The 22703-nt window shown below is 69.0% G+C and carries 22 protein-coding genes; 9 read left to right on the top strand and 13 right to left on the bottom strand.

The features are described 5' to 3' along the window. Positions 1-81 precede the first annotated feature (81 nt). Complete coding sequence (gene clpB, locus C8250_RS23500) at positions 82-2685, bottom strand: ATP-dependent chaperone ClpB (RefSeq protein WP_138358868.1); 2604 nt, start codon at positions 2683-2685, stop codon at positions 82-84. Positions 2686-2766: 81 nt separating this feature from the next. Here clpB and C8250_RS23495 point away from each other — a divergent pair, with 81 nt between their 5' ends. From C8250_RS23495 to grpE (C8250_RS23480), 4 genes are all read left to right on the top strand, one after another. Then, positions 2767-3171: a TIGR03618 family F420-dependent PPOX class oxidoreductase gene (locus C8250_RS23495; protein ID WP_187144960.1), complete on the top strand. Its 405-nt coding sequence runs from the start codon at positions 2767-2769 to the stop codon at positions 3169-3171. A 150-nt stretch (positions 3172-3321) separates the two neighbouring features. Then, entirely contained in the window at positions 3322-4917 is a 1596-nt protein-coding gene (locus C8250_RS23490) for an Hsp70 family protein (RefSeq protein ID WP_244809318.1), read from the top strand. A gap of 53 nt (positions 4918-4970) precedes the next feature. Further along, positions 4971-6146, top strand: coding sequence for a tetratricopeptide repeat protein (locus C8250_RS23485; protein WP_138358842.1), 1176 nt, complete (start codon positions 4971-4973; stop codon positions 6144-6146). Further along, positions 6143-6688: a nucleotide exchange factor GrpE gene (gene grpE, locus C8250_RS23480; protein ID WP_164294596.1), complete on the top strand. Its 546-nt coding sequence runs from the start codon at positions 6143-6145 to the stop codon at positions 6686-6688. The genes C8250_RS23485 and grpE (C8250_RS23480) overlap by 4 nt, the downstream gene beginning before the upstream one ends. Positions 6689-6703: 15 nt before the next feature. Here the strand turns inward: grpE (C8250_RS23480) and C8250_RS23475 are convergent, their stop codons facing one another. Together C8250_RS23475 and C8250_RS23470 are read right to left on the bottom strand one after the other, a co-directional pair. Continuing rightward, a complete protein-coding gene (locus tag C8250_RS23475; protein ID WP_138358846.1) occupies positions 6704-6904 on the bottom strand; it encodes a DUF397 domain-containing protein in 201 nt (66 codons plus the stop codon). An 11-nt stretch (positions 6905-6915) separates the two neighbouring features. Further along, positions 6916-7797 carry a helix-turn-helix transcriptional regulator gene (locus C8250_RS23470; protein ID WP_138358848.1) on the bottom strand — a complete coding sequence of 294 codons (882 nt, stop codon included), beginning with the start codon at positions 7795-7797 and terminating at the stop codon, positions 6916-6918. 247 nt (positions 7798-8044) lie between these two features. On the opposite strand from C8250_RS23470, the gene C8250_RS23465 reads away from it, so the two are divergent. Together C8250_RS23465 and C8250_RS23460 are read left to right on the top strand one after the other, a co-directional pair. Further along, entirely contained in the window at positions 8045-8449 is a 405-nt protein-coding gene (locus C8250_RS23465) for an ATP-binding protein (protein WP_138358850.1), read from the top strand. A gap of 54 nt (positions 8450-8503) precedes the next feature. After that, positions 8504-9355 carry a hypothetical protein gene (locus tag C8250_RS23460; protein ID WP_138358852.1) on the top strand — a complete coding sequence of 284 codons (852 nt, stop codon included), beginning with the start codon at positions 8504-8506 and terminating at the stop codon, positions 9353-9355. A gap of 42 nt (positions 9356-9397) precedes the next feature. Here C8250_RS23460 and C8250_RS23455 read toward each other — a convergent pair whose 3' ends face one another. The 6 genes from C8250_RS23455 to C8250_RS23430 all read right to left on the bottom strand — a co-directional run bounded on the left by C8250_RS23455 (position 9398) and on the right by C8250_RS23430 (position 15050). Further along, the gene (locus C8250_RS23455; RefSeq protein WP_138358854.1) at positions 9398-9919 is read right to left on the bottom strand and encodes an FBP domain-containing protein; all 522 of its coding nucleotides are present in this window, start codon (positions 9917-9919) and stop codon (positions 9398-9400) included. A gap of 132 nt (positions 9920-10051) precedes the next feature. Beyond that, complete coding sequence (locus tag C8250_RS23450) at positions 10052-10504, bottom strand: helix-turn-helix transcriptional regulator (RefSeq protein WP_138358856.1); 453 nt, start codon at positions 10502-10504, stop codon at positions 10052-10054. A 1-nt stretch (position 10505) separates the two neighbouring features. Beyond that, a complete protein-coding gene (gene dnaJ, locus C8250_RS23445) occupies positions 10506-11705 on the bottom strand; it encodes a molecular chaperone DnaJ (RefSeq protein ID WP_138358858.1) in 1200 nt (399 codons plus the stop codon). Positions 11706-11735: 30 nt separating this feature from the next. Further along, entirely contained in the window at positions 11736-12398 is a 663-nt protein-coding gene (gene grpE / locus C8250_RS23440) for a nucleotide exchange factor GrpE (RefSeq protein ID WP_138358860.1), read from the bottom strand. Further along, positions 12395-14251 (bottom strand): molecular chaperone DnaK, encoded by a 1857-nt coding sequence (gene dnaK, locus C8250_RS23435; RefSeq protein WP_138358862.1) that lies wholly within the window; start codon positions 14249-14251, stop codon positions 12395-12397. Before dnaK ends, grpE (C8250_RS23440) begins: the two co-directional genes overlap by 4 nt. A 166-nt stretch (positions 14252-14417) precedes the next feature. Further along, positions 14418-15050 (bottom strand): hypothetical protein, encoded by a 633-nt coding sequence (locus tag C8250_RS23430; protein WP_138358864.1) that lies wholly within the window; start codon positions 15048-15050, stop codon positions 14418-14420. Between the two features lie 238 nt (positions 15051-15288). On the opposite strand from C8250_RS23430, the gene C8250_RS23425 reads away from it, so the two are divergent. Then, the gene (locus tag C8250_RS23425) at positions 15289-17568 is read left to right on the top strand and encodes a (Fe-S)-binding protein (RefSeq protein WP_138358866.1); all 2280 of its coding nucleotides are present in this window, start codon (positions 15289-15291) and stop codon (positions 17566-17568) included. 85 nt (positions 17569-17653) lie between these two features. Here C8250_RS23425 and C8250_RS23420 read toward each other — a convergent pair whose 3' ends face one another. Both C8250_RS23420 and C8250_RS23415 read right to left on the bottom strand, forming a co-directional pair. Then, entirely contained in the window at positions 17654-18127 is a 474-nt protein-coding gene (locus C8250_RS23420) for a transposase (protein WP_187145309.1), read from the bottom strand. A 50-nt stretch (positions 18128-18177) separates the two neighbouring features. Next, positions 18178-18732, bottom strand: coding sequence for a helix-turn-helix domain-containing protein (locus C8250_RS23415; RefSeq protein ID WP_244809316.1), 555 nt, complete (start codon positions 18730-18732; stop codon positions 18178-18180). A 188-nt stretch (positions 18733-18920) separates the two neighbouring features. On the opposite strand from C8250_RS23415, the gene C8250_RS23410 reads away from it, so the two are divergent. Continuing rightward, positions 18921-20093, top strand: coding sequence for an IS701 family transposase (locus C8250_RS23410; RefSeq protein WP_138351328.1), 1173 nt, complete (start codon positions 18921-18923; stop codon positions 20091-20093). A gap of 142 nt (positions 20094-20235) precedes the next feature. On the opposite strand, the gene C8250_RS23405 is transcribed toward C8250_RS23410, so the two are convergent. Beyond that, positions 20236-21039 carry a thioredoxin domain-containing protein gene (locus C8250_RS23405; RefSeq protein ID WP_138351327.1) on the bottom strand — a complete coding sequence of 268 codons (804 nt, stop codon included), beginning with the start codon at positions 21037-21039 and terminating at the stop codon, positions 20236-20238. Between the two features lie 148 nt (positions 21040-21187). Here C8250_RS23405 and C8250_RS23400 point away from each other — a divergent pair, with 148 nt between their 5' ends. Next, entirely contained in the window at positions 21188-22147 is a 960-nt protein-coding gene (locus C8250_RS23400; RefSeq protein ID WP_244809314.1) for a Yip1 family protein, read from the top strand. A gap of 57 nt (positions 22148-22204) precedes the next feature. On the opposite strand, the gene C8250_RS23395 is transcribed toward C8250_RS23400, so the two are convergent. Next, complete coding sequence (locus tag C8250_RS23395) at positions 22205-22702, bottom strand: phosphoribosyltransferase (protein WP_138351325.1); 498 nt, start codon at positions 22700-22702, stop codon at positions 22205-22207. Position 22703 lies beyond the last annotated feature (1 nt).

Here is a 22703-nt window from a genome sequence, read left to right as displayed (position 1 = left end):
TTCGTACGGATTCCTTCCATCCTCCCCCATGCGCCGAGGGGTCTGGCAACCCCCGGCGGATCCACGCCGGGGGCAGCCTGCTCAGACCGTCTTGGACAGGGACGGGGCAGGGCCGACGATCAGGCCCTCACCCGCCCGGTCGACCCGTACGGTGTCACCGTCGACGACCTCGCCGGACAGGATCGCGCGGGCCAGCGGGTCACCGATCGCGGTCTGCACCAGGCGGCGCAGTGGCCGCGCGCCGTAGGCCGGGTCGTTGCCCTCGTCGGCGAGCCAGTCCAGGGCGGCGTCGGTGACGTCCAGGACCAGCCGGCGGTCCCGCAGCCGGTCGGCGAGCCGGTCCGTCTGCAGCCGGGCGATGTGCCGCAGCTCCTCCTTGTTCAGCGCGCTGAACACCACGATGTCGTCGAGCCGGTTCAGGAACTCCGGCTTGAAGGACATCCGCACCGTCTCCAGGACGCTCTGCTTCTTCTCCGCGTCCCCGAGCACCGGGTCCACCAGGTACTGGCTGCCCAGGTTCGACGTCAGGATCAGGATCGCGTTGCGGAAGTCGACCGTGCGGCCCTGGCCGTCGGTGAGCCGGCCGTCGTCGAGCACCTGCAGCAGCACGTCGAAGACGTCGTGGTGCGCCTTCTCGACCTCGTCGAGCAGCACCACGCTGTACGGGCGCCGCCGGACGGCCTCGGTGAGCTGGCCGCCCTCCTCGTAGCCGACGTACCCGGGCGGGGCGCCGACGAGCCGGGCGACGGAGTGCTTCTCGCCGTACTCGCTCATGTCGATGCGGACCATGGCGCGCTCGTCGTCGAAGAGGAAGTCCGCCAGCGCCTTGGCCAGCTCGGTCTTGCCGACGCCGGTGGGGCCGAGGAACAGGAACGATCCGGTCGGCCGGTCGGGGTCGGAGATGCCCGAGCGCGAACGGCGTACGGCGTCGGAGACGGAGCGGACGGCCTCGGTCTGGCCGATGAGCCGGCGGCCCAGCTCGTCCTCCATGCGCAGCAGCTTCTGGGTCTCGCCCTCCAGCAGCCGGCCGGCCGGGATGCCGGTCCAGGCGCCGACGACGTCCGCGATGTCGTCCGGCCCGACCTCGTCCTTGACCATGGTGTCCTTGGCGGCGGCCGCCTCGGCCTCGGTGGCCTCGGCCAGCTCGGCCTCCAGCCGCGGCTTCTCGCCGTAGAGCAGCTTGGACGCGGCCTCGAAGTCACCGTCGCGCTGGGCGCGCTCGATGTCCGTGTTCACCTCGTCCAGGCTCTCCTTGATGGCGCCGACGCGGTTCAGGCCCTCCTTCTCCTTCTCCCAGCGGGCGGTCAGGCCGCGCAGCTCCTCCTCCTTGTCGGCGAGGTCCTTGCGCAGCTTCTCCAGCCGCTGGACGGAGGCGGGGTCCGTCTCGTTCTTGAGCGCCATCTCCTCCATGCGCAGCCGGTCGACGGCGCGCTGCAGCTCGTCGATCGCGACGGGTGAGGAGTCGATCTCCATCCGGAGCCGGGAGGCGGCCTCGTCCACCAGGTCGATGGCCTTGTCCGGCAGGAACCGGGAGGTGATGTAGCGGTTCGACAGGGTCGCGGCGGCCACCAGCGCCGAGTCCGCGATCTGCACCTTGTGGTGCGCCTCGTACCGGCCCTTGAGCCCGCGCAGGATCGCGATGGTGTCCTCGACGGACGGCTCGGCCACCATCACCTGCTGGAAGCGGCGCTCCAGCGCCGGGTCCTTCTCGATGCGCTCGCGGTACTCGTCGAGCGTGGTGGCGCCGACCATCCGCAGCTCACCGCGGGCCAGCATCGGCTTGAGCATGTTGCCCGCGTCCATGGCGGAGTCGCCGCCGGCGCCCGCGCCGACGACCGTGTGCAGCTCGTCGATGAAGGTGATGACCCGGCCGTCGCTCTCCTTGATCTCGGAGAGCACCGCCTTGAGCCGCTCCTCGAACTCACCGCGGTACTTGGCGCCCGCGACCATCGCGCCGAGGTCCAGCGAGACCAGCCGCTTGTTGCGCAGCGACTCGGGCACGTCACCCTTGACGATGCGCTGCGCGAGGCCCTCGACGACGGCGGTCTTGCCGACGCCGGGCTCGCCGATCAGCACCGGGTTGTTCTTGGTGCGGCGGGACAGCACCTGGACGACCCGGCGGATCTCCTGGTCCCGGCCGATCACCGGGTCGAGCTTGCCCTCGCGGGCGGCGGCGGTGAAGTCCGTGCCGTACTTCTCGAGCGCCTTGTAGGTGCCCTCGGGATCCTGGCTCGTCACGCGCTGCCCTCCCCGGGCGGACTCGAAGGCGTCCAGCAGCTTCTTGGCCGTGGCCCCCCGCTGGACGAGCAGCTCGCCGGCCTGGCCGCCCTTGACGGCGATACCGATGAGCAGGTGCTCGGTCGAGATGTAGTCGTCCCCGAGGTCCTTCGCGCGCTGCGACGCGTCCGCGACGACGGCCAGCAGGTCACGGTTGGCCTGCGGGGGCGCGACCGTGGCGCCCTGGACGACGGGCAGCGCGGCGATCAGCCGCTCGGTGCCCGCGCGCAGCTCCGCGGCGTCGGCGCCGACCGCTGCCATCAGGTCCACGATGTTCTCGTTGTCGGCTCCGCCCAGCAGGGCGAGCAGCAGATGTGCGGGGGTGAGGTCCGGGTTCCCGGCGGACACCGCGTGTGCGTTGGCGGTGTTCAGCGCTTCCCGGCTCTTGTTGGTCAGCTCCGCTTCCACGGCCACCTGCAACCTCCTGTCGGATCACTCATTCAAGTTGAGTCTATGCCACTCAACCCTGGAACGGTAGCGTGCATTCCCATGGCCCGAGACCTACGCAACCCCGAATCCGCGTACCTGTCCTTCTGGCGCGAATATCACCTGTGCACCCTCACGACACCACGCCCCGACGGCAGCCCGCATGTCGTCGCGGTCGGCGTGACGTACGACCCCGAGGCCGGCCTCGCCCGCGTGATCACCAACAAGGCGAGCCGCAAGGTCGCGAACATCCTGGCCGCGGGACCCGACGGCGCCCGGGTGGCCGCCTGCCAGGTCGACAAGGGCCGCTGGGCCACCCTCGAGGGCGTCGCGACCGTCAGCACCGATCCGGAACGCATCGCCGACGCCGTCCGGCGCTACGGCGAGCGCTACGCGCGGACGCCCGCCTTCAACCCCGACCGCGTCGTCATCGAGATCGCGCTGACCCGCGCGATGGGCAGCGCCTGACCCCACCCGCCCCAGGGCCGTCCGCTCCGATCCCAGCAGCACCACCAGCACCTCCCGTCCCGCGTCGATCTCCCAAGGGCCTGGCGGCACTTGTACGTGACACGGCATCATGTCCCGTGCGGTGGAACGGCCGACAACGGGGAGAGTGCTGTGGCGCGTGTCTTGGGGATCGATCTCGGAACGACCTATTCCGCGATGGCGGTGGCCGACGCGTCGGGTGCGGCCACCATCGTCAGGAACCGTGAGGGGGAGAACATCACCCCGTCCGTGGTGATGTTCCAGGGCGACACGGTCGTCGTCGGATCCCAGGCCAAACGCTCCGCGATGACCGCGCCCGACCACGTCATCCAGTTCGCGAAGCGCTACATGGGCGAGCCGAACGCCATCTACACCTCCGAGTCCGGTGTCGCCTACCGGCCCGAGGAGATCTCCGCCCTCGTCCTGAAGCGGCTGCGCGAAGACGCCGAGATGATGCTCGGCGAAGCCGTCGACCAGGTCGTCATCACCGTCCCCGCCTACTTCGACGACGCCAGGCGGCGCGCCACCCAGGACGCCGGCCAGATCGCCGGCTTCGAGGTGCTGCGCATCGTCAACGAGCCCACCGCCGCCGCGCTCGCCTACGGGCTCGACCGCGTGGACGACGGCGAGGAGATCGGCACCGTCCTGGTCTACGACCTCGGCGGCGGCACCTTCGACGTGACGGTGATGCGCGTCGTGGACGGCGACTACGACGTGATCGCCACCGACGGCGACCGCAACCTGGGCGGCTTCGACTGGGACGGCGTCCTCATGGAGCACCTCAACGGGGCGTTCACCGCCGCCGGCGGGCGCGACCTCACCGACGACGGCGCGCTGCTCGCCGAGCTCCGCGACAAGGCCGAGATCGCCAAGCGCACCCTCTCCAACGCCCCGCAGGCCGTCGTCATGCTCTCCGCCGACGGCCGGCACGAGCAGATCCGCATCACGCGCGAGAAGTACGAGGAGCTCAGCGCCGACCTGCTGGACCGCACCCGCATCATCACCGAGGGCGTCCTCACGGACGCCTCGCTCACCTGGGCCGGTATCGACCGGGTGCTGCTCGTCGGCGGCTCGACGCGGATGCCGATGGTCGCGGACCTGGTGAAGCGGCTGTCCGGCAAGGACCCCGAGCGCGGTATCAACCAGGACGAGGTCGTCGCCCTCGGGGCGGCGCTGGTCGGCCTCGACGCCCAGGTGCGCGGCGAGCAGGCCAAGGAGAAGAAGAAGTACATCGGCAGTGGTGCCGTCGTGGAGACCTCGCCCGGCGACGGGCTCGCCCGGCTCACCAAGGGCAAGATCAAGTCCATCAAGGACGTCACCTCGCAGTCCCTCGGCATGGTGGCCACCCATGACCACGACCACTCGCTGCAGTACAACTCGATCATCGTGCCCCGCAACACCTCGGTCCCCACCCGCCGCAGCGACACCTTCCACACGCTGGCCAACCAGCAGACGAAGCTGCGCGTCGCCGTGACCGAGGGCGACGGCGAGGACCTGGACTACGTCAAGGTCGTCGGCGAGAGCACCCTGCAGATCCCGCCGTACCCGGTGGGCGCCCCGTTCGAGGTCTTCTACTCCTACGACGTCGACGGGATCATCCACGTCGAGGTCAAGGACGGCACCAGCGGCAAGTGGCTCGGCGAGTTCGAGGTCGAGCGGCTGGACAACCTCACCTCCCAGGAACTGGACGCGCTCAGCGACCGGGTCGCGCGGATCTCCGCGCTCTGAACTCCGCACACGCCTGATCCTTCGCGCCGCCCTCTGACCGGAGTCTCAACCCCATGACCAGCACCGGCGAATTCCGGGACTACTACGCCGAGTTCGAGCTCGACCCCGCCGACAGCGCCGAGGAGCTCGGCAAGAAGCTCGACGTCCAGCAGCGCGCCTGGGCGGGCAAGGCCAGCCGCGCGCCCAGCGCGGACAAGCGCCGCGAGGCCGAGGACCGGGTCGCCCAGATCACCGAGGCCCGCAAGGAACTCCTCGACCCGGCCCGCCGCACCGCGTACGACACCCGGCGCACCCAGCGGCTGCGCGCCCCGGAGCCGAAGGCGAAGCCGCAGCAGCGCTCCGGCGGCAAGTCCCTCCCCGGCCAGCAGGGCGGGGACGCCCCGCGGACCCGCGACTGGCTGGAGGCCGCCCGCACAGAGGTCCGGCGCGGCAACCCCACCGCCGCCCTCTACGAGGCCCAGCAGGCCGTCCACTTCGACGACACGAACGCCGACGCCTGGCAGCTGCTCGGGGCGCTGCACCTGGACGCCGGGGACACCGCCGCCGCCATCCAGGAGTTCCGCCGCTCCATCACCCTCGCGCCGCGCAACGCGTACAGCCACTTCCTCATGGGCAGAGCCGGCCGCGCGGTCAACGACCTCCCGACCGCGATCACCTGGCACCTGAAGGCCTGCGCGCTGGAGCAGGACAACACCGAATACCGCATCTACCTCGGTGACGCCCTGTACGCCGCCGGCCAGTACGACGAGGCCCTGCAGCACTACGAGCGCGCACTGACCGACCAGCCGGAGCACGCGGGGCTGCGCAACCAGATCAGCTCCATCTGGTCGCTCCGCGCCGAGGGCGCCAAGACCTACCACCCCTTCACCCAGCAGCGGCTGATCACCTCGGCCGAGGCCGCCCGCCGCATCGACGGCATCGTGGACCAGGCGCTCGCCGTCCAGCCCACCGACCAGGAACTCGTGCAGAAGCTCCACACCGACCAGGCCGCCGCGCGCTACGCGACGGGAAAGACCTGGCGCGGGCGCAAGAGCATGTTCGGCGTCGTGCTGATCTTCGTCATCATCGCCTACGCCCTGCCCGATGGCGGCGTCGCGAACTGGATCAGCAACGTGCTGCTGCTCGCGACGATCGTGCTCCTGGTACGCCTCGGCTGGAAGCCCCGCTGGTGGCACGCCCGCAAATCGCTGCCCCCGAACGCCGTACAGCCGGACTGGAGCCAATCGTGAGCATTCCGCCGCCGCACCCGGAGGCGCCCCCCGGCATCCCGGCGCCCGCCGCACCGCCCGCGCCCGCTTCCCCGGGCCCCGACGTGCTCAACGTCGTCGCCGACGCCGTCGACGGGCTGCGCGACGAAGTCGCCGCGCTCGGCGACCAGTTCCGCCGCCGGCTGCTCAACGACCGCGAGACCCGCCGCTCCGTCGAGGAGCTCCACCAGGAGCTCGACCACACCCGCAAGCTCGCCGAGGGCCGCACGGTCCAGCCGCTCCTGTACGACCTGGTGCTGCTGCTCGACCGCGTCGAGCGCGAGACCGACCCGTTCGCCGACTCCGTCCGCGCCGAGCTCTCCACGGTCCTGGAGAAGTACGGCATGACGCGGATGCCGATCGAAGCGGGCGTCTTCAACCCCGCCACCCAGGAGGCGGTGGGCACCGTACCGGCCCTCAGCCCCGACCTCGTGGGCCACGTGGCACGCATCGTGCGCCACGGCTACGCGATGGGACCCCGCCTGATCCGCGCCCAACAGGTGCTGGTCCACGCGGCCGAGTAGTGGTTCTGTTGCGCGTCAGCGCGCGAGGTGATCGAAGGCGCCGGCCTTCGCGGCGCGGAGTAGCGCGCGGAGGGCGGCGGGGGTGGTGGTTATGACGGCCAGGGGGTCGTCACTCTCCCGGAGGTGGACGAGGCCTGTGTCGCCGGCCGCCACCTCGACGCAGTCGCCGTTGCCGCCACCGCTGAACGAGGACTTCCGCCACGCGAGCTCGGACATCTGACCCCTTTTCACATGCTGTACATGACGTGCTGGATGAGACTCAACGAGTCGCGGGACTCGTGCGACTCCGGCTCGGACTCCGGATCCACCGCGTCGAGCGCCAGCACGGACAGCCTTTCGAACATCTTCGCGTATTCGTCGAGGTGCTGGCCATCCCGCAAGAATACGGAGTTCAGCGGGTGCTCCAGGTGGACGGTGTCCAGTCCCGAGGTCGCCCCGCCGAAGATCCCGAAGGAACGGCTGAAGGCCGAGTATGCACCCGCCTCGTACGGGAAGACCTGCACGAAGACGTTGGGCTGCCTCGCAACCTCGATCAGTCGCAGCAGCTGTCGGCGCATGGTTTTCGCGCCGCCGACGCGGGTGTGCAGCGCGGCCTCGTGGATGATCGCCCGGTAGGTGACCGTCGAGGGCGCCGCCAGAACGCTCTGGCGGGCCATGCGGAAGTCCACATACCGCTCCACGCGCTTCGCGTCGTGTTCCGACTCCGAGATCACCGCCCGTGCGTAGTCGGCGGTCTGCAGCAGGCCGGGCACGATGAGCGACTCGTGGATCCGGATTCCGGCCGACCGTGACTCCAGTTCGGCAAGGTCGGCGGCCACCGGGGCAACCACGTCGCGGAACTCGTCCCACCAGCCTTTGCCCCGTTCCTGCGCCATCTCCATCAAGCCGTCGAAGAGCGGTCCTTCCTCGCAGCCGTAGGCGCGCAGCAGCTTGTACAGACCGTTCCGCGGTACATCGACCCGGCCTGCCTCGATGTGGCTGATGCGCGTCCGCTCCACACCCAGCACAGCACTCGCCGCGTCGCCGGCCAGCCCGGCGTGGCTCCGCAACTTCCGAAGCTCGACTCCCAGTCGACGCTGACGCTCGCTCGGGGTACTCCTCGGCGGCATGTGAACCCTCCTCGTGACCGAGGGCAGTCTGCACGTCCGGCCACCCTCGTTCCACCGATCAACTCGCACACCACTCTTGCGGGTTGAATTTCGCGGACACACTTGTAACTCTACGGAAGCTGTCCCTACCTTCGTAGCGACCCGCCCATCGCGACGGAACCGGAAGTGCATCTGCCCCAACGGTAGTTGGGGCAGGCAGAGCCACCATCCTCGCGTGGGCCCCCGCCCCACGGAAGCGCGAACCCCCATGACGAATGGAACCGACTTCTCGCTCGTCTTCCCGCCCGACCCCGTATGGGTCCGCTCCGCCCGCGAGGGCGTCCGTACGCTGCTCACCGCTACCGGCGGCGGAGCCGAACTCTCCGATGTGGCGTTACTGCTGACGTCCGAGGTCGTCACGAACGCCGTGCTCGCCTGTCGGCGAGCCGGCACTCAGGCGCGCCTGACGCTCTTCGCCGAGTGCGCAACGCCCGGCGCGTTGCGGGTGCTGGTCACCGATGACGCGCCGGGGCTGCCGCAGCCGCACGCACGGCCCGGGGGCGAGGAGGAGCACGGGCGCGGGCTGCCGTTGCTCAGTGCGTGTGCGACGGCGTGGGGGGTGTGCCGGCACGGGCCGGGGCCCGGGAAGGGCGTCTGGTTCGAACTGAGTTGATCGTCAGGCTCATAACCCAAGCCGCCCCGGCCGCGTGGGCTTACCGTGTGCCGTATGGGGGAGCAGAAGCCAGAGGGGACCGGCGTCGTGGTCGTGGACGGCCGGAACCGGGTGTGGGTCGAGAAGGGCGCGGTGCACTGGCAGCGCGGCCGTAGGACCACCGTCGTTCCGGGAGCACGGGTACGAGAGGTCCGCCGCCACGAAAAGGGGTTGAGCCTGCTTCTGGCCGATGACGCGAAGGAGCCGACCCCCCTGACACTGCGGCACAGGAATCCAGAGGTACTGGCCGCCCTCGCCGCGGACATCGACGCCATCATCGAGGACAGCGCCGAACGGCAGCCGGAGGTCCGCGAGGACACCGCACCGTCCCAGCTGCGGCGGGCGGTCCACGCAGCCGGCGGGTGGATCACACACGTTGTGCGGCACGGTCCGCCGTGGCAGCGGTGCGCGCTGGCCTACGTCGTGCTCGGGGCACCGATCATGCTGCTGATACCGGTTGAGCCTCGCACTTCGGGACTTGAGGCATGGGCCATGTCGCTGCCCGGACTCGCACTTCTGGGCTTCTGGGCGGACCTGTCCGAGTTCCGCACCCACCTGATCGTTGGGTGGCGTGGCGTAACGGCCCGTGCGGAGTCCACCCGTAGTGACACCGCCGAGGACGACGCCCCCGACTACACGCATCGCTTTCGGACTCTCGACGGTGACGCACGCGAGCATCAATCGCACACCGCTGCCCGGAGAGGCGAGATCCGCTACGACCCCCGCGATCCCCGTCGCGTGGTCGTTCCGACCCGGATCAAATGGCTGTCGGAAATCGCGCTAGGGTTCTTCCTCGCCGGCGCCTGGGGCGTCCTGCTCGTCACACCACTCATCGTGTGGCTTCTCGCGCTCCCCAGCAGGCTGTAACCGCCGTCACCGCAGCCGTCTCCCGCTGCGGTGACCGCTCTGCTAGGGCGTGGCGTCGGCGCCCGTGTCCGCGGTGACCTTGGCCAGGAAGACGTCGAGGTTCCGGATCGTCCGGGCGATCTGCTCGTCCAGGGTGAGGGTCTCCTCGAACCGCTGGGCCGTCGCGACCTTCTTCTTGCCCCGCACATACAGCGAACAGGCCAGGTCGGCGCAGATGTACGTGCCGATCGTGTTGCCGTTCCGGCCCTCCGGGCCGGCCTTCGGGGCGACGAGGAGGTCGACGCCGCCGCTCGCGTGGTTGGTGACGCACAGCGAGCAGAGGCTGGTGCGCAGCATGTTGCGGCGGGCTCCGCCCGAGCTGCGCAGCGCGATTCCGGTGAGGCCGCCCTCGTGGGCTGCCACCAGGTAGCCGCGGTCCGGGGCTCCGGGGTCGCGCCAGCCGAGGAAGTCGAGATCTGCCCAGGGCAGGTCGGCGAAGTCCCGGGGCAGGTTGAGGCGGCGTGCTTCTCCCTTGGAACAGTTCACGAAGGAGGCACGGATCTGCTGTTCGACGAGCGGTTCCATAGTGCCTCGACGCTAACAGCCGGGTCCGGACATGTCGTCCGGATATTCGGGGGGGGCGGCCCGGTGGCACGGCCTGTGACACGACGAAGCCCGGCACCCCCGAGGGGATGCCGGGCTCGTACACAAGAGCGACTAATCGTTCCGCTTGGGACGCCAGACGACCAGCGCGGTCGTCTGCTTCTCCTGGTACGGGACCAGGTCGCGGCGGTAGGAGGCATGCACGGCGGCCTCACGCTGCTGGATGGCGGCCGACATGCCTTCGGCGGCCGCCGCGAGCTCGGCGATGCGCGCCTGGAGCGCGGTCACCTGGTTCTCCAGCTCGATGATGCGCTTGATGCCGGCGAGGTTGATGCCCTCGTCCTGCGACAGCCGCTGCACCTCGCGGAGCAGCTCGATGTCGCGGGCCGAGTAACGGCGGCCACGGCCGGCGGTGCGGTCCGGGGAGACCAGGCCGAGCCGGTCGTACTGGCGCAACGTCTGCGGGTGCAGCCCGGAAAGCTGGGCCGCCACCGAGATGACGTAGACCGGTGACTCCTCGGTCAGCTGATACGGGTTACGCATCCGACCGCCCCGCATGCCGTCCATGTCATGCTCCCTTCGCGGCCTTGAAGAGTTCCGCCCGCGGGTCGAACTCCGCTGTGGCCTCCCGGTAGGACTCCAGCGCGTCGAGCGCCTTGCCCTCGGTCTTCTCCGGTACCGCGACCTCCACGGTGACCAGCAGGTCACCACGGCTGCCGTCCTTGCGGAGCGCGCCCTTACCGCGGGCCCGCAGAGTACGCCCGTTGGGCGTGCCCGGGGGCAGCTTCAGGGTGACCGGCGGACCGCCGAGGGTCGGTACCTTGATCTCGCCGCCGAGTGTCGCCTCCGGGTAGGAGACCGGCACGGTGACGGTGAGGTTGTCGTCCTTGCGTCCGAACACGGGGTGCTTGGCGACATGGACGACGACGTACAGATCGCCGGCCGGGCCGCCGCGCTCGCCCGGTGCGCCCTTGCCGCGCAGCCGGATCCGCTGGTTGTCGGTGACACCCGCGGGAATCCTGACCTGCATGGTGCGGGAGCTGCGGGCGCGCCCGCTGCCCTTGCAGACGTCGCAGGGGTCCTGGGCGATGAGGCCGCGGCCCTTGCAGTCCACACACGGGTCGGTGAGCGAGAAGCCGCCACCGCCGCCGCGCGACACCTGGCCGGTGCCGACGCAGGTCGGGCAGACCCGGGGGGTGCCGTTCTTGTCGCCGGTGCCGGAGCAGACCTTGCAGGGGGCCTGGCTGGACATCCGGAGCGGGACCGTGGCCCCGTCCACCGCCTCGGTGAAGCTGAGCGTCACCTCGGACTCGATGTCCTGGCCGCGACGCGGCTGGACGCGGGTGCCGGTGCCGCCGGCGCCCCGGTTGAACAGACCGCCGAAGACATCGCCGAGACCGCCGCCGAACCCGCCGGCCTGGCCGGTCTGCGTGCCGCCGCCCTGGGCCCCTCCGAAGAGGTCGCCGAGGTCGAAGCCGAAACCGCCCTGGCCGCCGGCACCGCCGGGACCGCTGCGCAGTCCGCCGTTGCCGAACAGCGCGCGGCCGTCGTCGTACTCCTTGCGGCGCTTGGCGTCGGACAGGACGTCGTTGGCCTCGGAGATCTCCTTGAAGCGCTCCTCGGCCTTGGCGTCGCCCTTGTTGGCGTCCGGGTGGAACTCGCGGGCGAGCTTCCGGTACGCCTTCTTGATCTCCGCCTCGGTCGCGTCCTTCGGGACGCCGAGAACCTTGTAGAGGTCCTTCTCGTACAAGTCCCTGCTGATGCTCATCCTCGCCGTCCCTCCTTCCCGTGTGTCGCGTCAGCCCTCGTCCGGGCCACCGCTCTCCTCGTCAGCCTCGTCCTCACCCTTGCCCGCCGCGCCCGGCTGGGGCTCGGCGACGGCGACGCGGGCCGGGCGGATGGTCCGCTCACCGATCCGGTACCCGGGCTGCAGGATCTGCACGCAGGTGGTCTGCGTGACATCCGGCGAGTAGCTGTGCATGAGGGCCTCGTGCACCAGCGGGTCGAAGGGCTCGCCCTCCTTGCCGAACTGCTGCAGACCCAGCTTGGCCACCACGGTCTCCAGCGACTCGCCGACGGACTTGAAACCGCCGACCAGCTCGCCATGATCCCGCGCGCGGCCGATGTCGTCGAGTACCGGGAGCAGTTCGGTCAGCAGGTTCGCGACCGCGACCTCCTTGACCGCGATGCGGTCCCGGTCCACCCGGCGCCGGTAGTTCTGGTACTCGGCCTGGAGCCGCTGGAGGTCCGCGGTGCGCTCGGTGAGCGCGCTGCGGGACTGGTCCAGCTGGGCCTTCAGCGCTGTGATCTGATTCGCGTCCCCGGCCGGGGCCGCCGGCTCCGCCTCATCGGCGGAACCGGCGGCCTTCGCCGCTTCGTTGTCGGGCGTCGCGCTCTCGGACTCCGCGGCATCGGAGGGGACGTCGGGCTCCTTGTCGAAGCCCTTCGACTCCTCCGTCACGCGGCACCGTCCTTCGGCTTGTCCTCGTCCACGATCTCGGCGTCGACGACATCGTCGTCGGCCTGGGCCTGGCCGGCACCCGCGGCGTCCTCGGGACCGGCGGCGCCGGCACCTTCGGCCTGGGCGTTGGCGTAGAGCGCCGTGCCGAGCTTCTGGCTCGTGGCGGCGACCTTCTCGGTGGCCTCGCGGATCGCGGCGACGTCCTCGCCCTTGAGCTTCTCCTTGAGGTCCGCGACGGTCGTCTCGACCTCTTCCTTCACGTCCGCCGGGAGCTTGTCCGTGTTGTCGGCGATGAACTTCTCCGTCTGGTAGACGAGCTGTTCTGCCTGGTTACGGGTCTCGGCGGCCTCGCGGCGCTTGTGGTCCTCTTCGGCGTACTGCTCGGACTCGCGCATCATGCGGTCGATGTCGTCCTTCGGCAGCGCGGAGCCACCGGTGACGGTCATGCGCTGCTCCTTGCCGGTGCCGAGGTCCTTGGCGCCGACGTGCATGATGCCGTTCGCGTCGATGTCGAAGGTGACCTCGATCTGCGGCATCCCGCGCGGGGCCGGCGGCAGACCGGTCAGCTCGAACATCCCGAGCTTCTTGTTGTACGCCGCGATCTCGCGCTCGCCCTGGTAGACCTGGATCTGGACGGACGGCTGGTTGTCCTCGGCCGTCGTGAAGATCTCGGAGCGCTTGGTCGGGATCGTGGTGTTGCGCTCGATGAGCTTCGTCATGATCCCTCCCTTGGTCTCGATACCGAGGGACAGCGGGGTGACGTCGAGCAGCAGGACGTCCTTGACCTCGCCCTTCAGGACACCGGCCTGCAGTGCGGCGCCGATGGCGACGACCTCGTCCGGGTTCACGCCCTTGTTGGCGTCCTGACCGCCGGTCAGCTCCTTGACGAGCTCGGCGACGGCGGGCATACGGGTCGAGCCGCCGACCAGAACCACGTGGTCGATCTCGGACAGCTGGATGCCGGCGTCCTTGATGACGTTGTTGAACGGGTTCTTGCAGCGGTCCAGGAGGTCCGCGGTGAGCTGCTGGAACTGGGCGCGGGTGAGCTTCTCGTCCAGGTGCAGCGGGCCCTCGGCGGAGGCCGTGATGTAGGGCAGGTTGATCGAGGTCTCGGTGGACGAGGACAGCTCGATCTTCGCCTTCTCAGCGGCCTCACGGAGGCGCTGGAGGGCCATCTTGTCCTTGGACAGGTCCACGCCGTGACCGTTGGCGAACTGCTTCACCAGGTAGTCGACGACCCGCTGGTCCCAGTCGTCACCACCGAGGTGGTTGTCACCGTTGGTGGCCTTCACCTCGACGACGCCGTCGCCGATCTCCAGCAGCGAGACGTCGAAGGTGCCGCCACCGAGGTCGAAGACGAGGATGGTCTGGTCGTCCTTGTCGAGGCCGTAGGCCAGAGCGGCGGCCGTCGGCTCGTTGACGATGCGCAGGACGTTGAGGCCCGCGATCTCGCCGGCTTCCTTGGTCGCCTGGCGCTCGGAGTCGTTGAAGTACGCCGGGACGGTGATGACCGCGTCCTGGACCTTCTCGCCCAGGTAGGCCTCGGCGTCACGCTTCAGCTTCTGCAGGATGAAGGCGCTCATCTGCTGCGGGTTGAAGTCCTTGCCGTCGACGTTGATCTTCCAGTCGGTGCCCATGTGGCGCTTGACCGACCGGACGGTCCTGTCGACGTTCGTGACTGCCTGGCGCTTAGCGACCTCTCCGACGAGCACCTCGCCGTTCTTGGCGAAGGCGACGACGGACGGCGTGGTCCTGGCGCCTTCGGCGTTGGTGATGACGGTGGGCTCGCCGCCTTCGAGAACGCTGACGACGGAATTAGTCGTGCCCAGGTCGATGCCGACCGCACGTGCCATGGTAAATCCTCCAGCTGACCGACTTGAGTGGAACTGGCTCAAGGGTGCATCAGAGAGCGAAACCTGTCAACAGAGCTGAGTGGAGGCGACTCAACTCTTCGACTGTTCGATCGCTCACAGCTTCGGTTGCAGGGCTGTGACCTTTGGTTTCTTGCTGGTTTCGGCATCAGAACCGATCTTCACGCAGCGCCCGGAAGAGCGCACCCGCGGCCGGTCCGTGCGGCACCGTCACCGATCTGAGCCGGTGCCCGGGCCGCCCGCGGACCCCGTCCACGAGGGGGGAGAGCGGGTCGAGCGGGTACAGCTCGACGAGCGGATAGAGCTCGGGGATCGAGTCCAGTCCGGCGTCGGCGGTGACGGTCGCGGTCGCGAAGGTCCGCAACTGACCCCCGGTTCCCCTGCCGCCCTTGAGGTCGATCACCACGTGGTGATCGACCCGGATGCCGGTGAGCGCCTCGAAGGCGCGGATCGTGCACCCCGTACAGCCGGGGGTGCGCGCCATCAGGTCGCCGGGCAGGGTGACGGCGGCCGCCGTCCGCCGGGCGTCGGCGGACACATGGAGCAGGGTCACCGACGCCGACCGTTCGCCCATCACCAGGACGTTGCGCGCCTTGGGAACGAGCACCGGGGGACGTTCCTCCGGGTGCTCCGCGAGCACCCGGGCGGCGACCTCGTCGGTGCGGATGTTGCCGTTGAGCCTGCGGTAGGCCATCCAGCCGAGCGCCGCCGACACCCCCAGCAGCAGGGCCATCCCCAGGCCCAGGACCCGCAGCATCCTGCGGGTCCGCGGCGTCGTCACGGCACACTTCATGCCGTACTGCATTGCCGTATTGCTGAGCTTTCGTGCGCCTATAGTCGTATTTCCCACGAACGGATGCGGGCCCGTCGAACCGGACTCGTCGTTCGATCGGTCACACAGCGACACAGATCACCGGCTGGGCGGCTGTATGAGGCCGGGTATCCCGGGTAATCTCAGCGGGAGACCGGATAAGTTACCGCTTAGTAATCCCCGCTCGCGCAGGCCCGAGGAGCCCTCCATGCAACTCGCCGCGATCATTGTGTCGCTGGTCCTCACCGCGGTCGGCGTTGCGCTCATCAGCCGCGCCGTCGCGCAGATCTACCGGTTCATCAAGCTCGGCCAGCCCACCCCTGAGGGCTCCCGCACGGGCAACCCGGTGCAGCGCTCCAAGACCCTGGGCGTGGAGTTCGTCGGCCACACCCGTATGAACAAGTGGGGCGTCGTCGGCGTCGCGCACTGGTTCGTGGCCGTCGGCTTCCTGACCCTCGGGCTGACGATCCTCACCGCGTACGGCCAGCTCTTCAAGGCCGACTGGACGCTGCCGGTGCTGGGCGGCTTCCTGCCGTACGAGATGTACACCGAGTTCATCGCGCTCGCGACGACCGTCGGCATCCTGGTCCTGATGGCGATCCGGCTGCTGAACCTGCCCTCGCGGGCCGGCCGCAAGTCGCGCTTCGCCGGCTCGACGTCCTGGCAGGCGTACTTCGTCGAGTACGTCATCCTCGTCATCGGCCTCGCGATCCTGACGCTGCGCGGACTGGAGGGCGCGCTGCACGGCGTGGACCACTACGAGGCCGCGTACTTCGCCTCGTACCCGATCGTCGCGGCCTTCAAGGGGCTCAGCACCGGGGCGCTGCAGAACGCGGTCTACCTCACGGCGATGATCAAGCTCGGCGTGACGATGACCTGGGCGATCACCGTCGGCCTCAACACCGACATGAGCGTCGCCTGGCACCGCTTCCTGGCCTTCCCCAACATCTGGTTCAAGCGCGAGGAGTCCGGCGCGGTCGCGCTCGGCGCGCTGCAGCCGATGGCCTCGGGCGGCGTGCCGATCAACTTCGAGGACCCGGGCGAGGACGACCAGTTCGGCGTCTCCCAGATCGAGCACTTCTCCTGGAAGGGCCTGCTCGACTTCTCCACCTGCACCGAGTGCGGCCGCTGCCAGTCGCAGTGCCCCGCCTGGAACACCGGCAAGCCGCTCTCCCCCAAGCTCCTGATCATGTCGCTGCGCGACCACGCGCACGCCAAGGCGCCGTACCTGCTCGCGGGTGGCGGCAAGGACGCCGAGGGCAACGAGAAGGCCACGCCCGAGCAGCTGGCGAACGTACCCGCCGCCGCCCTGGCCGAGGCCGAGCGTCCGCTCATCGGCACCGCCGAGGAGAACGGCGTCATCGACCCGGACGTCCTGTGGTCCTGCACCACCTGCGGCGCCTGCGTCGAGCAGTGCCCGGTCGACATCGAGCACATCGACCACATCGTCGACATGCGGCGCTACCAGGTGATGATCGAGTCCGCGTTCCCGAGCGAGGCCGGGACGATGCTCAAGAACCTGGAGAAGAAGGGCAACCCCTGGGGCCTGGCGAAGAAGCAGCGCCTGGCCTGGGTCAAGGAGGTCGACTTCGAGGTCCCGGTCGTGGGCCAGGACATCGAGGACCTCTCGGAGACCGAGTACCTGTACTGGGTCGGCTGCGCGGGCTCCCTGGAGGACCGCGCGAAGAAGACCACCAAGGCCTTCGCCGAGCTCCTGCACATCGCCGGGGTCTCCTTCGCCATCATGGGCGGTGAGGAGAACTGCACGGGCGACTCCGCCCGCCGCCTGGGCAACGAGTTCCTCTTCCAGCAGCTCGGCCAGCAGAACGTCGAGATGCTGAACATGGCCTTCGGTGAGGACGCCGAAGAGGGCATCGTCGTCGAGAAGACCAAGAAGAAGATCGTCGCGACCTGCCCGCACTGCTTCAACACCATCGCGAACGAGTACCCGCAGCTCGGCGGCGAGTACGAGGTCATCCACCACACCCAGCTGCTGCAGCACCTGGTGGACGAGGGCAAGCTCGTCCCGGTCACCCCGGTCGAGGGCCTGATCACGTACCACGACCCCTGCTACCTGGGCCGGCACAACAAGGTCTACACACCGCCGCGCGACATCATCAAGGCGGTGCCCGGTCTCCGCAACGAGGAGATGCACCGGCACAAGGAGCGCGGCTTCTGCTGCGGCGCCGGCGGCGCGCGCATGTGGATGGAGGAGCGCATCGGCAAGCGCATCAACAACGAGCGCGTGGACGAGGCGCTGTCCCTCAACCCGGACATCGTCTCCACCGCCTGCCCGTTCTGCCTGGTGATGCTCTCCGACTCGATCAACGGCAAGAAGAACGACGGCAAGGCGAAGGAGAACCTGCAGGTCGTGGACGTCTCGCAGCTGCTGCTGCAGTCGGTCAAGACGCCTGTGGAGCCTGACGTCGAGGGCCCGGACGACGAGGGCTCGGTGGAGGAGCCCGCGGAGGCGGCCAGCAACTCCTGACGTGACACGCAGCGGGGACGGCATGCCTTGAGGGGCGTGCCGTCCCCGCTCTGTTTCCCGTTCCCGTGCCCTAGTGCTGAATTCCTCAAAGGCAGTAGACGTAGCGTCGGCGTAGGTGTCGGGTGGGTGGGGCGGGTCTGCCCCAGATCCAGGGTTTGGCGCGGGCGTTGAGTTGGGTTGTCGCGAGTTCGGTGGCGTGGGTGATTTCGTCGGGTCCGGCGAAGCTGTGGCCGGCGAGTGCGACTTTGCGGAAGATGCGCCACCAGCCTTCTTGGAGGTTGAGCCAGCAAGCGCTGACGGGTATGAAGACGTGGTGAATGCGGGGGTGGTCCTCGAGCCAGGTTCGGGTCGAGAGGCTGTTGTGCGAGGACAGGTTGTCGGTCACCACATAGATGTCGCCTGCAGGGTTGGCTTCCTCGATGCGTTGGAGGAACTGCTGGTAGAAGGCACTATTGCGAGACGGAGCGGTCATGGTGACCTGCTGTCCGTCGCGGATGCGGAGGCCGCCGTAGACCCAGGTTTTCTCCGGGCCGCGGCCGTAGTCGAGTTCTGCTTTGATGCGATGTCCATCCGGCGACCAGCCCGGCGCTTACGGGAAGGTGCGCGGGATTACCGGTCCGAGCTCGTCGACGCAGATGACCGTCGCGTCTTCGGGCGGGCAGGTGTAGAGGCCGACGACCCGCGTCCTTTTCCCTCGAAATCCCGGTCCTTTGAGCGGATCCAGGAACGGGTGCGGCGCCATCGGACGCCTTCGGCCACCAGGATTCTGCGGACTTGGGACCGGCCCACTTCGATGCCGCCGCGGCGGGCAGCCTCAGCCAGGGCGTCGAGTGTCCACTGCGGTGCCCCTGACTCGTCCTGCGCCGCCAGTTCGCCGTCCTCGTGCCTGGTCAGACGTCCCGGTGGCTCCTGTCTGACCAGCGCGATGATCCGGGACCTCTCGGCCTCGGTGATCCGGCGCGGCCCCCGCGACCGGCCGGTCCTCCAGCCCTTCCACCCCAGCTCATTGAAACGGTGCAGCCACCACCGCACCGTCTTCGCATGACACCCCAGCTCCACGGCGATCGCCGCCACCCGCAGACCGTCCCAGCTCAGAACAATGATCTGTGCTCTGAGCACCAGGTCAGCCGGTGCCTTCCGAGCCCTCGTCAGCCGGTCGATCATCAACGCCTCATCCGGACCCGAAGCAGGCCGAGCCCGCAGCAATGTCGGCACCATCCACCCCCAGCGCACTCCTCAACACACCGTGTATACCCATAAGTTGAGGAATTCAGCACTAGTACTGCAACCGCATGTGGTGTGACTGTTGGCGGTGTGGCTCGTTGGTCCGACTGTGTGACGAATCGTTGACGGTGGAGCAGGTCGAGTCGTGGTCCGAGGGCGTAGAAGAGTTGCATGCCCGGTTCGCAGGGCGTTTTGGCAGGTCGGAGCCGCGTGAGCGGGCTTTGGACTATCTGATGGGCTTGCTGGCTCCGTTGGAGAAGAAGAATGGGTGGACGCTGGCCGAGCAGGTCGGCCAGCTGCGCCCCGACGGTGTGCAGCGTCTGTTGAATCACTCCGAGTGGGACCAGGACGCGGTCCGTGATGACGTGCGGGACTTCGTCGTGGAGAGCATCGGGTCCCCGGACGGGGTGCTGATCGGTGACGACACCGGCTTCCTGAAGAAAGGCACCAGGTCAGCGGGCGTGCAGCGGCAATACTCCGGCACCGCGGGCCGCACCGAAAATTGCCAGATCGGGACGTTTTTGGCCTACGCCTCAGCCAGGGGGCGGGCGTTGATCGACCGGGAGCTTTATGTTCCGCAGTCCTGGACGGGCGACCGGGCACGGTGCCGGGCGGCCGGGATCGGCGACGAGGTGCCGTTCGCCACGAAGACCGAGCACCTCAAGTGGATGCTCCAACGTGCCATCGATGCGGCGGTGCCCTTCGCCTGGGTCACCGCGGACGAGGCATACGGGCAGGTCAAGGACTTCAGGATGTGGCTGGAGGAACGCAAGGTGGCGCATGTGCTGGCCACCAAGCTCAACGACACCGTGACCACGACCGACGGCTGGCAAGTGCGGGTCGATGATCTGGTGGCCGCGCTGCCCGCGCAGGGGTGGAAGCGGATCTCGGCCGGGGCCGGCGCCCACGGCCAGAGGATCTACCACTGGGCCCGCATCGCGATCCGGCCCGACTGGGCTGATGGGTTCGGACACTGGGTGCTGGCCCGCCGCAGTCCGACCGATCCGGCCAAGATCGCCTACTACATCTGTTACGGGCCCGCCGCGACCCGGTTGAAGGACCTGGTCATCACGGCCGGCGCGCGCTGGCAGGTGGAGGAATGCTTCCAGATCGCGAAGGGCGAATGCGGCCTGGACCACTACCAGGTACGGCTGTTCCGGGCCTGGTACCGGCACATCACCCTGGCGATGGCCGCGCTCGCCTACCTGACCGCCATCCGCGCCACAGAAACCACAAAAGGGGCAGCGCCGGCGACGAGCACGACCTCATACCTCTCAGCGTCCCCGAGATCCGCCGGATGATCGGGCACCTCGTCTTCACGCCCCGACACCTGGACAACGACCATCATCTGCACTGGTCACGCTTCCGACGCCGCAGCCAAGCCCGCGCCCGCAGATGCCACTACCAACGCCGAGGCCACCACCCCCACATGCGGTTGCAGTACTAGCTGATGCCGAGCGCCTTGAGCGCTGTGGCGAACGCGGTGGCGTCGTAGACGGCCTTCTCCGGCGTGACCTTCTTGCCGTTCACCAGGACCGTCGGGGTGCCCTGGGAGCCGGAGGCCTCGAAGGCCTTCTCGGACGTCGCCACCCAGTCCTTGTGGGTCTGGTCCTTGACCGCCTTCTGGAAGGCCGTGGTATTCAGGCCCTTCACGGTGTCGGCGATCTTCAGCAGGAAGGCGTCGGTGAAGCCGTCGGCGGGCTCCTCGGGCTGGTTCTCGAAGACCGCGGAGTGGAACTCGGGGAACTTCCCCGCGTCGACGGCCGCGCGCATCGCGTTGGCCGCCTTCTTCGAGCTGCTGCCGCCGAAGTTCGCGTCGAGGAAGGACGCGATCGTGTACTCGACCTTGACCTTGCCGTCCTTCACCAGCTTCGCGAGCGCCGAGCCGCCGCCCTGCTCGAAGTGCATGCAGTACGGGCAGCGCGGGTCCTCGTAGACCTTCACCGTGTTGGGCGCCTTCGGGTCGCCGACGACGATCGCCGTACCGTCCGCGGCCATCCGGGCGGGGAGTTGCGAGAGCGTGGCCGGGTCGACGGCGCCCTTGGCACCGCCGTCGTCGTTGGCGCCGGCCTGCGCCCCGGACTTCGCCCCGGACTTCGCGGATGCGGTGGAATCGGAGCCGGATCCCTTTGCCGACCCGGATCCCGACCCTGATGACCCGCAGCCGGCCGCCGTCATCGCGACCACCGCGGCGGCGACGGCCGCGATTCCCGCGGTTCTGACGTTACGGGCGGTACGTACGGCCATGGAACGGCTCCTTCTGATGTGACTGCTGCGTCCCGGAAGTCCCGAGATGTCCTACCGTCTAACGAAGCTAAGTTCCCACCAGCCCCACCAGCCCCGACATAAGTCACATGAATCAGGGCCAAAGGTCCCCCAAAGGCCCTGTCGTGACGTGTCACAGGTTGGCAGCAAAGCCCCCCGGAGAACCGGCCTCCTGGCCCGGCGCCCAGCGGGAACCGGTACGTTCGATGACGTGGCTGGATTCAGGAATCGACGCGGACGGGACCACGGCGGGCAGCAGGCGCCCCAGCACGGTGGGCCTCAGAACTACGGACAACCGCAGGGTTATCCGCAGGGCTACGGAGGCGGGCACGCCGGCGCCCCGTCGGGCGAGCCCGAATACTTCGGCGAGCCCGCTCCGGGCCAGGCGCCGGCACCGGCGTACAACGACAACCCGGGCCACACCCGCGCCTTCACCCTCCCCGGCTCCCCCGACCAGTTCGCGCCGTACGCCGGCCCGGACCAGGGCGGCCCCGGCAACGACAACATCGCCACGTACCGCGCGGGTCAGACCACCGCACCGCCCTCCGGGCCCCGGCTGCACTGGAAGCAGCTGATCAGCGGTATCGCGCTGCGCCCCGGCCACACCTTCTGGCAGATGCGGGACTACGCGGTCTGGGGCCCGGCCCTGACCGTCACGTTCCTCTACGGCCTGCTGGCGGTCTTCGGCTTCGACGCGGCCCGCGAGGACGTCCTCAACGCGACCGTGTCGTCCAGCGCCCCGTGGGTGATCAGCACCGCGGTCGCCGTCACGCTCAGCGGCCTGATGCTGGGCACCGTGACGCACGCGCTGGCCCGCCAGCTCGGCGGCGACGGCTCCTGGGCCCCCACCATCGGCCTGGCGATGCTCGTCACCTCGCTCACCGACGCGCCCCGCCTGCTCTTCGCGATGTTCCTCGGCAGCGCCAACGGACTCGTCCAGATCCTCGGCTGGGTCACCTGGCTGGCCTGCGCGGCCCTGCTCACCTCCATGGTGAGCAAGTCCCACGACCTGCCCTGGCCCAAGGCACTCGGCGCGGCCTCGATCCAACTGATCGCGCTGCTGGTCCTCTTCAAGCTCCCGGTGATCTAGCAGTAAGGGGCGGCTCCCCTGGGAGCCGCCCCTTACGTGCATCACATCGGCCAGGCCTCAGGCGTCCCGAACCTGCCCCGCCCGCTTCACCACGGGCTCGTCGACGGACCAGGGAAAGTTGATCCAGTCGTCGGTGCGCTTCCACACGTACTCGCACTTCACGAGCGACTGCGTCTTCTCGTAGATCACCGCGCTGCGGACCTCGGCGACATGCCCGACGCAGAAGTCGTGCACCAGCTTCAGCGTCTTGCCGGTGTCGGCGACGTCGTCGGCGATCAGCACGCGCTTGTTGCTGAAGTCGATGGCGTCGGGCACCGGGGCGAGCATCACCGGCATCTCCAGCGTGGTGCCCACACCGGTGTAGAACTCGACGTTCACCAGGTGGATGTTCTTGCAGTCCAGCGCGTAGGCCAGACCGCCCGCCACGAAGACCCCGCCGCGCGCGATCGACAGCACGACGTCGGGCTCGTAGCCGTCGTCCGCGATCGTCTGCGCCAGCTGGCGCACGGCATGCCCGAAGCCCTCGTACGTCAGGTTCTCCCGCACGGCCGCCATG

It is taken from the genome of Streptomyces sp. So13.3, assembly GCF_005860785.2.
GTDB lineage: Bacteria > Actinomycetota > Actinomycetes > Streptomycetales > Streptomycetaceae > Actinacidiphila > Actinacidiphila fildesensis.
Note: the sequence above shows the minus strand (reverse complement) of the source record. Positions and strands in the feature narration are given on the sequence as shown.

Excerpts from the sequence above, each read along its gene's own strand:
- C8250_RS23485 (WP_138358842.1), top strand. The coding sequence starts at position 4,971 with ATGACCAGCACCGGCGAATTCCGGGACTACTACGCCGAGTTCGAGCTC.
- C8250_RS23425 (WP_138358866.1), top strand. The coding sequence starts at position 15,289 with ATGCAACTCGCCGCGATCATTGTGTCGCTGGTCCTCACCGCGGTCGGC.
- C8250_RS23415 (WP_244809316.1), bottom strand. The coding sequence starts at position 18,732 with ATGATCGACCGGCTGACGAGGGCTCGGAAGGCACCGGCTGACCTGGTG.
- C8250_RS23450 (WP_138358856.1), bottom strand. The coding sequence starts at position 10,504 with ATGGACGGCATGCGGGGCGGTCGGATGCGTAACCCGTATCAGCTGACC.
- C8250_RS23475 (WP_138358846.1), bottom strand. The coding sequence starts at position 6,904 with ATGTCCGAGCTCGCGTGGCGGAAGTCCTCGTTCAGCGGTGGCGGCAAC.
- C8250_RS23405 (WP_138351327.1), bottom strand. The coding sequence starts at position 21,039 with ATGGCCGTACGTACCGCCCGTAACGTCAGAACCGCGGGAATCGCGGCC.
- dnaJ (WP_138358858.1), bottom strand. The coding sequence starts at position 11,705 with ATGAGCATCAGCAGGGACTTGTACGAGAAGGACCTCTACAAGGTTCTC.
- C8250_RS23460 (WP_138358852.1), top strand. The coding sequence starts at position 8,504 with ATGGGGGAGCAGAAGCCAGAGGGGACCGGCGTCGTGGTCGTGGACGGC.
- C8250_RS23495 (WP_187144960.1), top strand. The coding sequence starts at position 2,767 with ATGGCCCGAGACCTACGCAACCCCGAATCCGCGTACCTGTCCTTCTGG.
- dnaK (WP_138358862.1), bottom strand. The coding sequence starts at position 14,251 with ATGGCACGTGCGGTCGGCATCGACCTGGGCACGACTAATTCCGTCGTC.
- C8250_RS23465 (WP_138358850.1), top strand. The coding sequence starts at position 8,045 with ATGACGAATGGAACCGACTTCTCGCTCGTCTTCCCGCCCGACCCCGTA.
- C8250_RS23395 (WP_138351325.1), bottom strand. The coding sequence starts at position 22,702 with ATGGCGGCCGTGCGGGAGAACCTGACGTACGAGGGCTTCGGGCATGCC.
- C8250_RS23455 (WP_138358854.1), bottom strand. The coding sequence starts at position 9,919 with ATGGAACCGCTCGTCGAACAGCAGATCCGTGCCTCCTTCGTGAACTGT.
- C8250_RS23470 (WP_138358848.1), bottom strand. The coding sequence starts at position 7,797 with ATGCCGCCGAGGAGTACCCCGAGCGAGCGTCAGCGTCGACTGGGAGTC.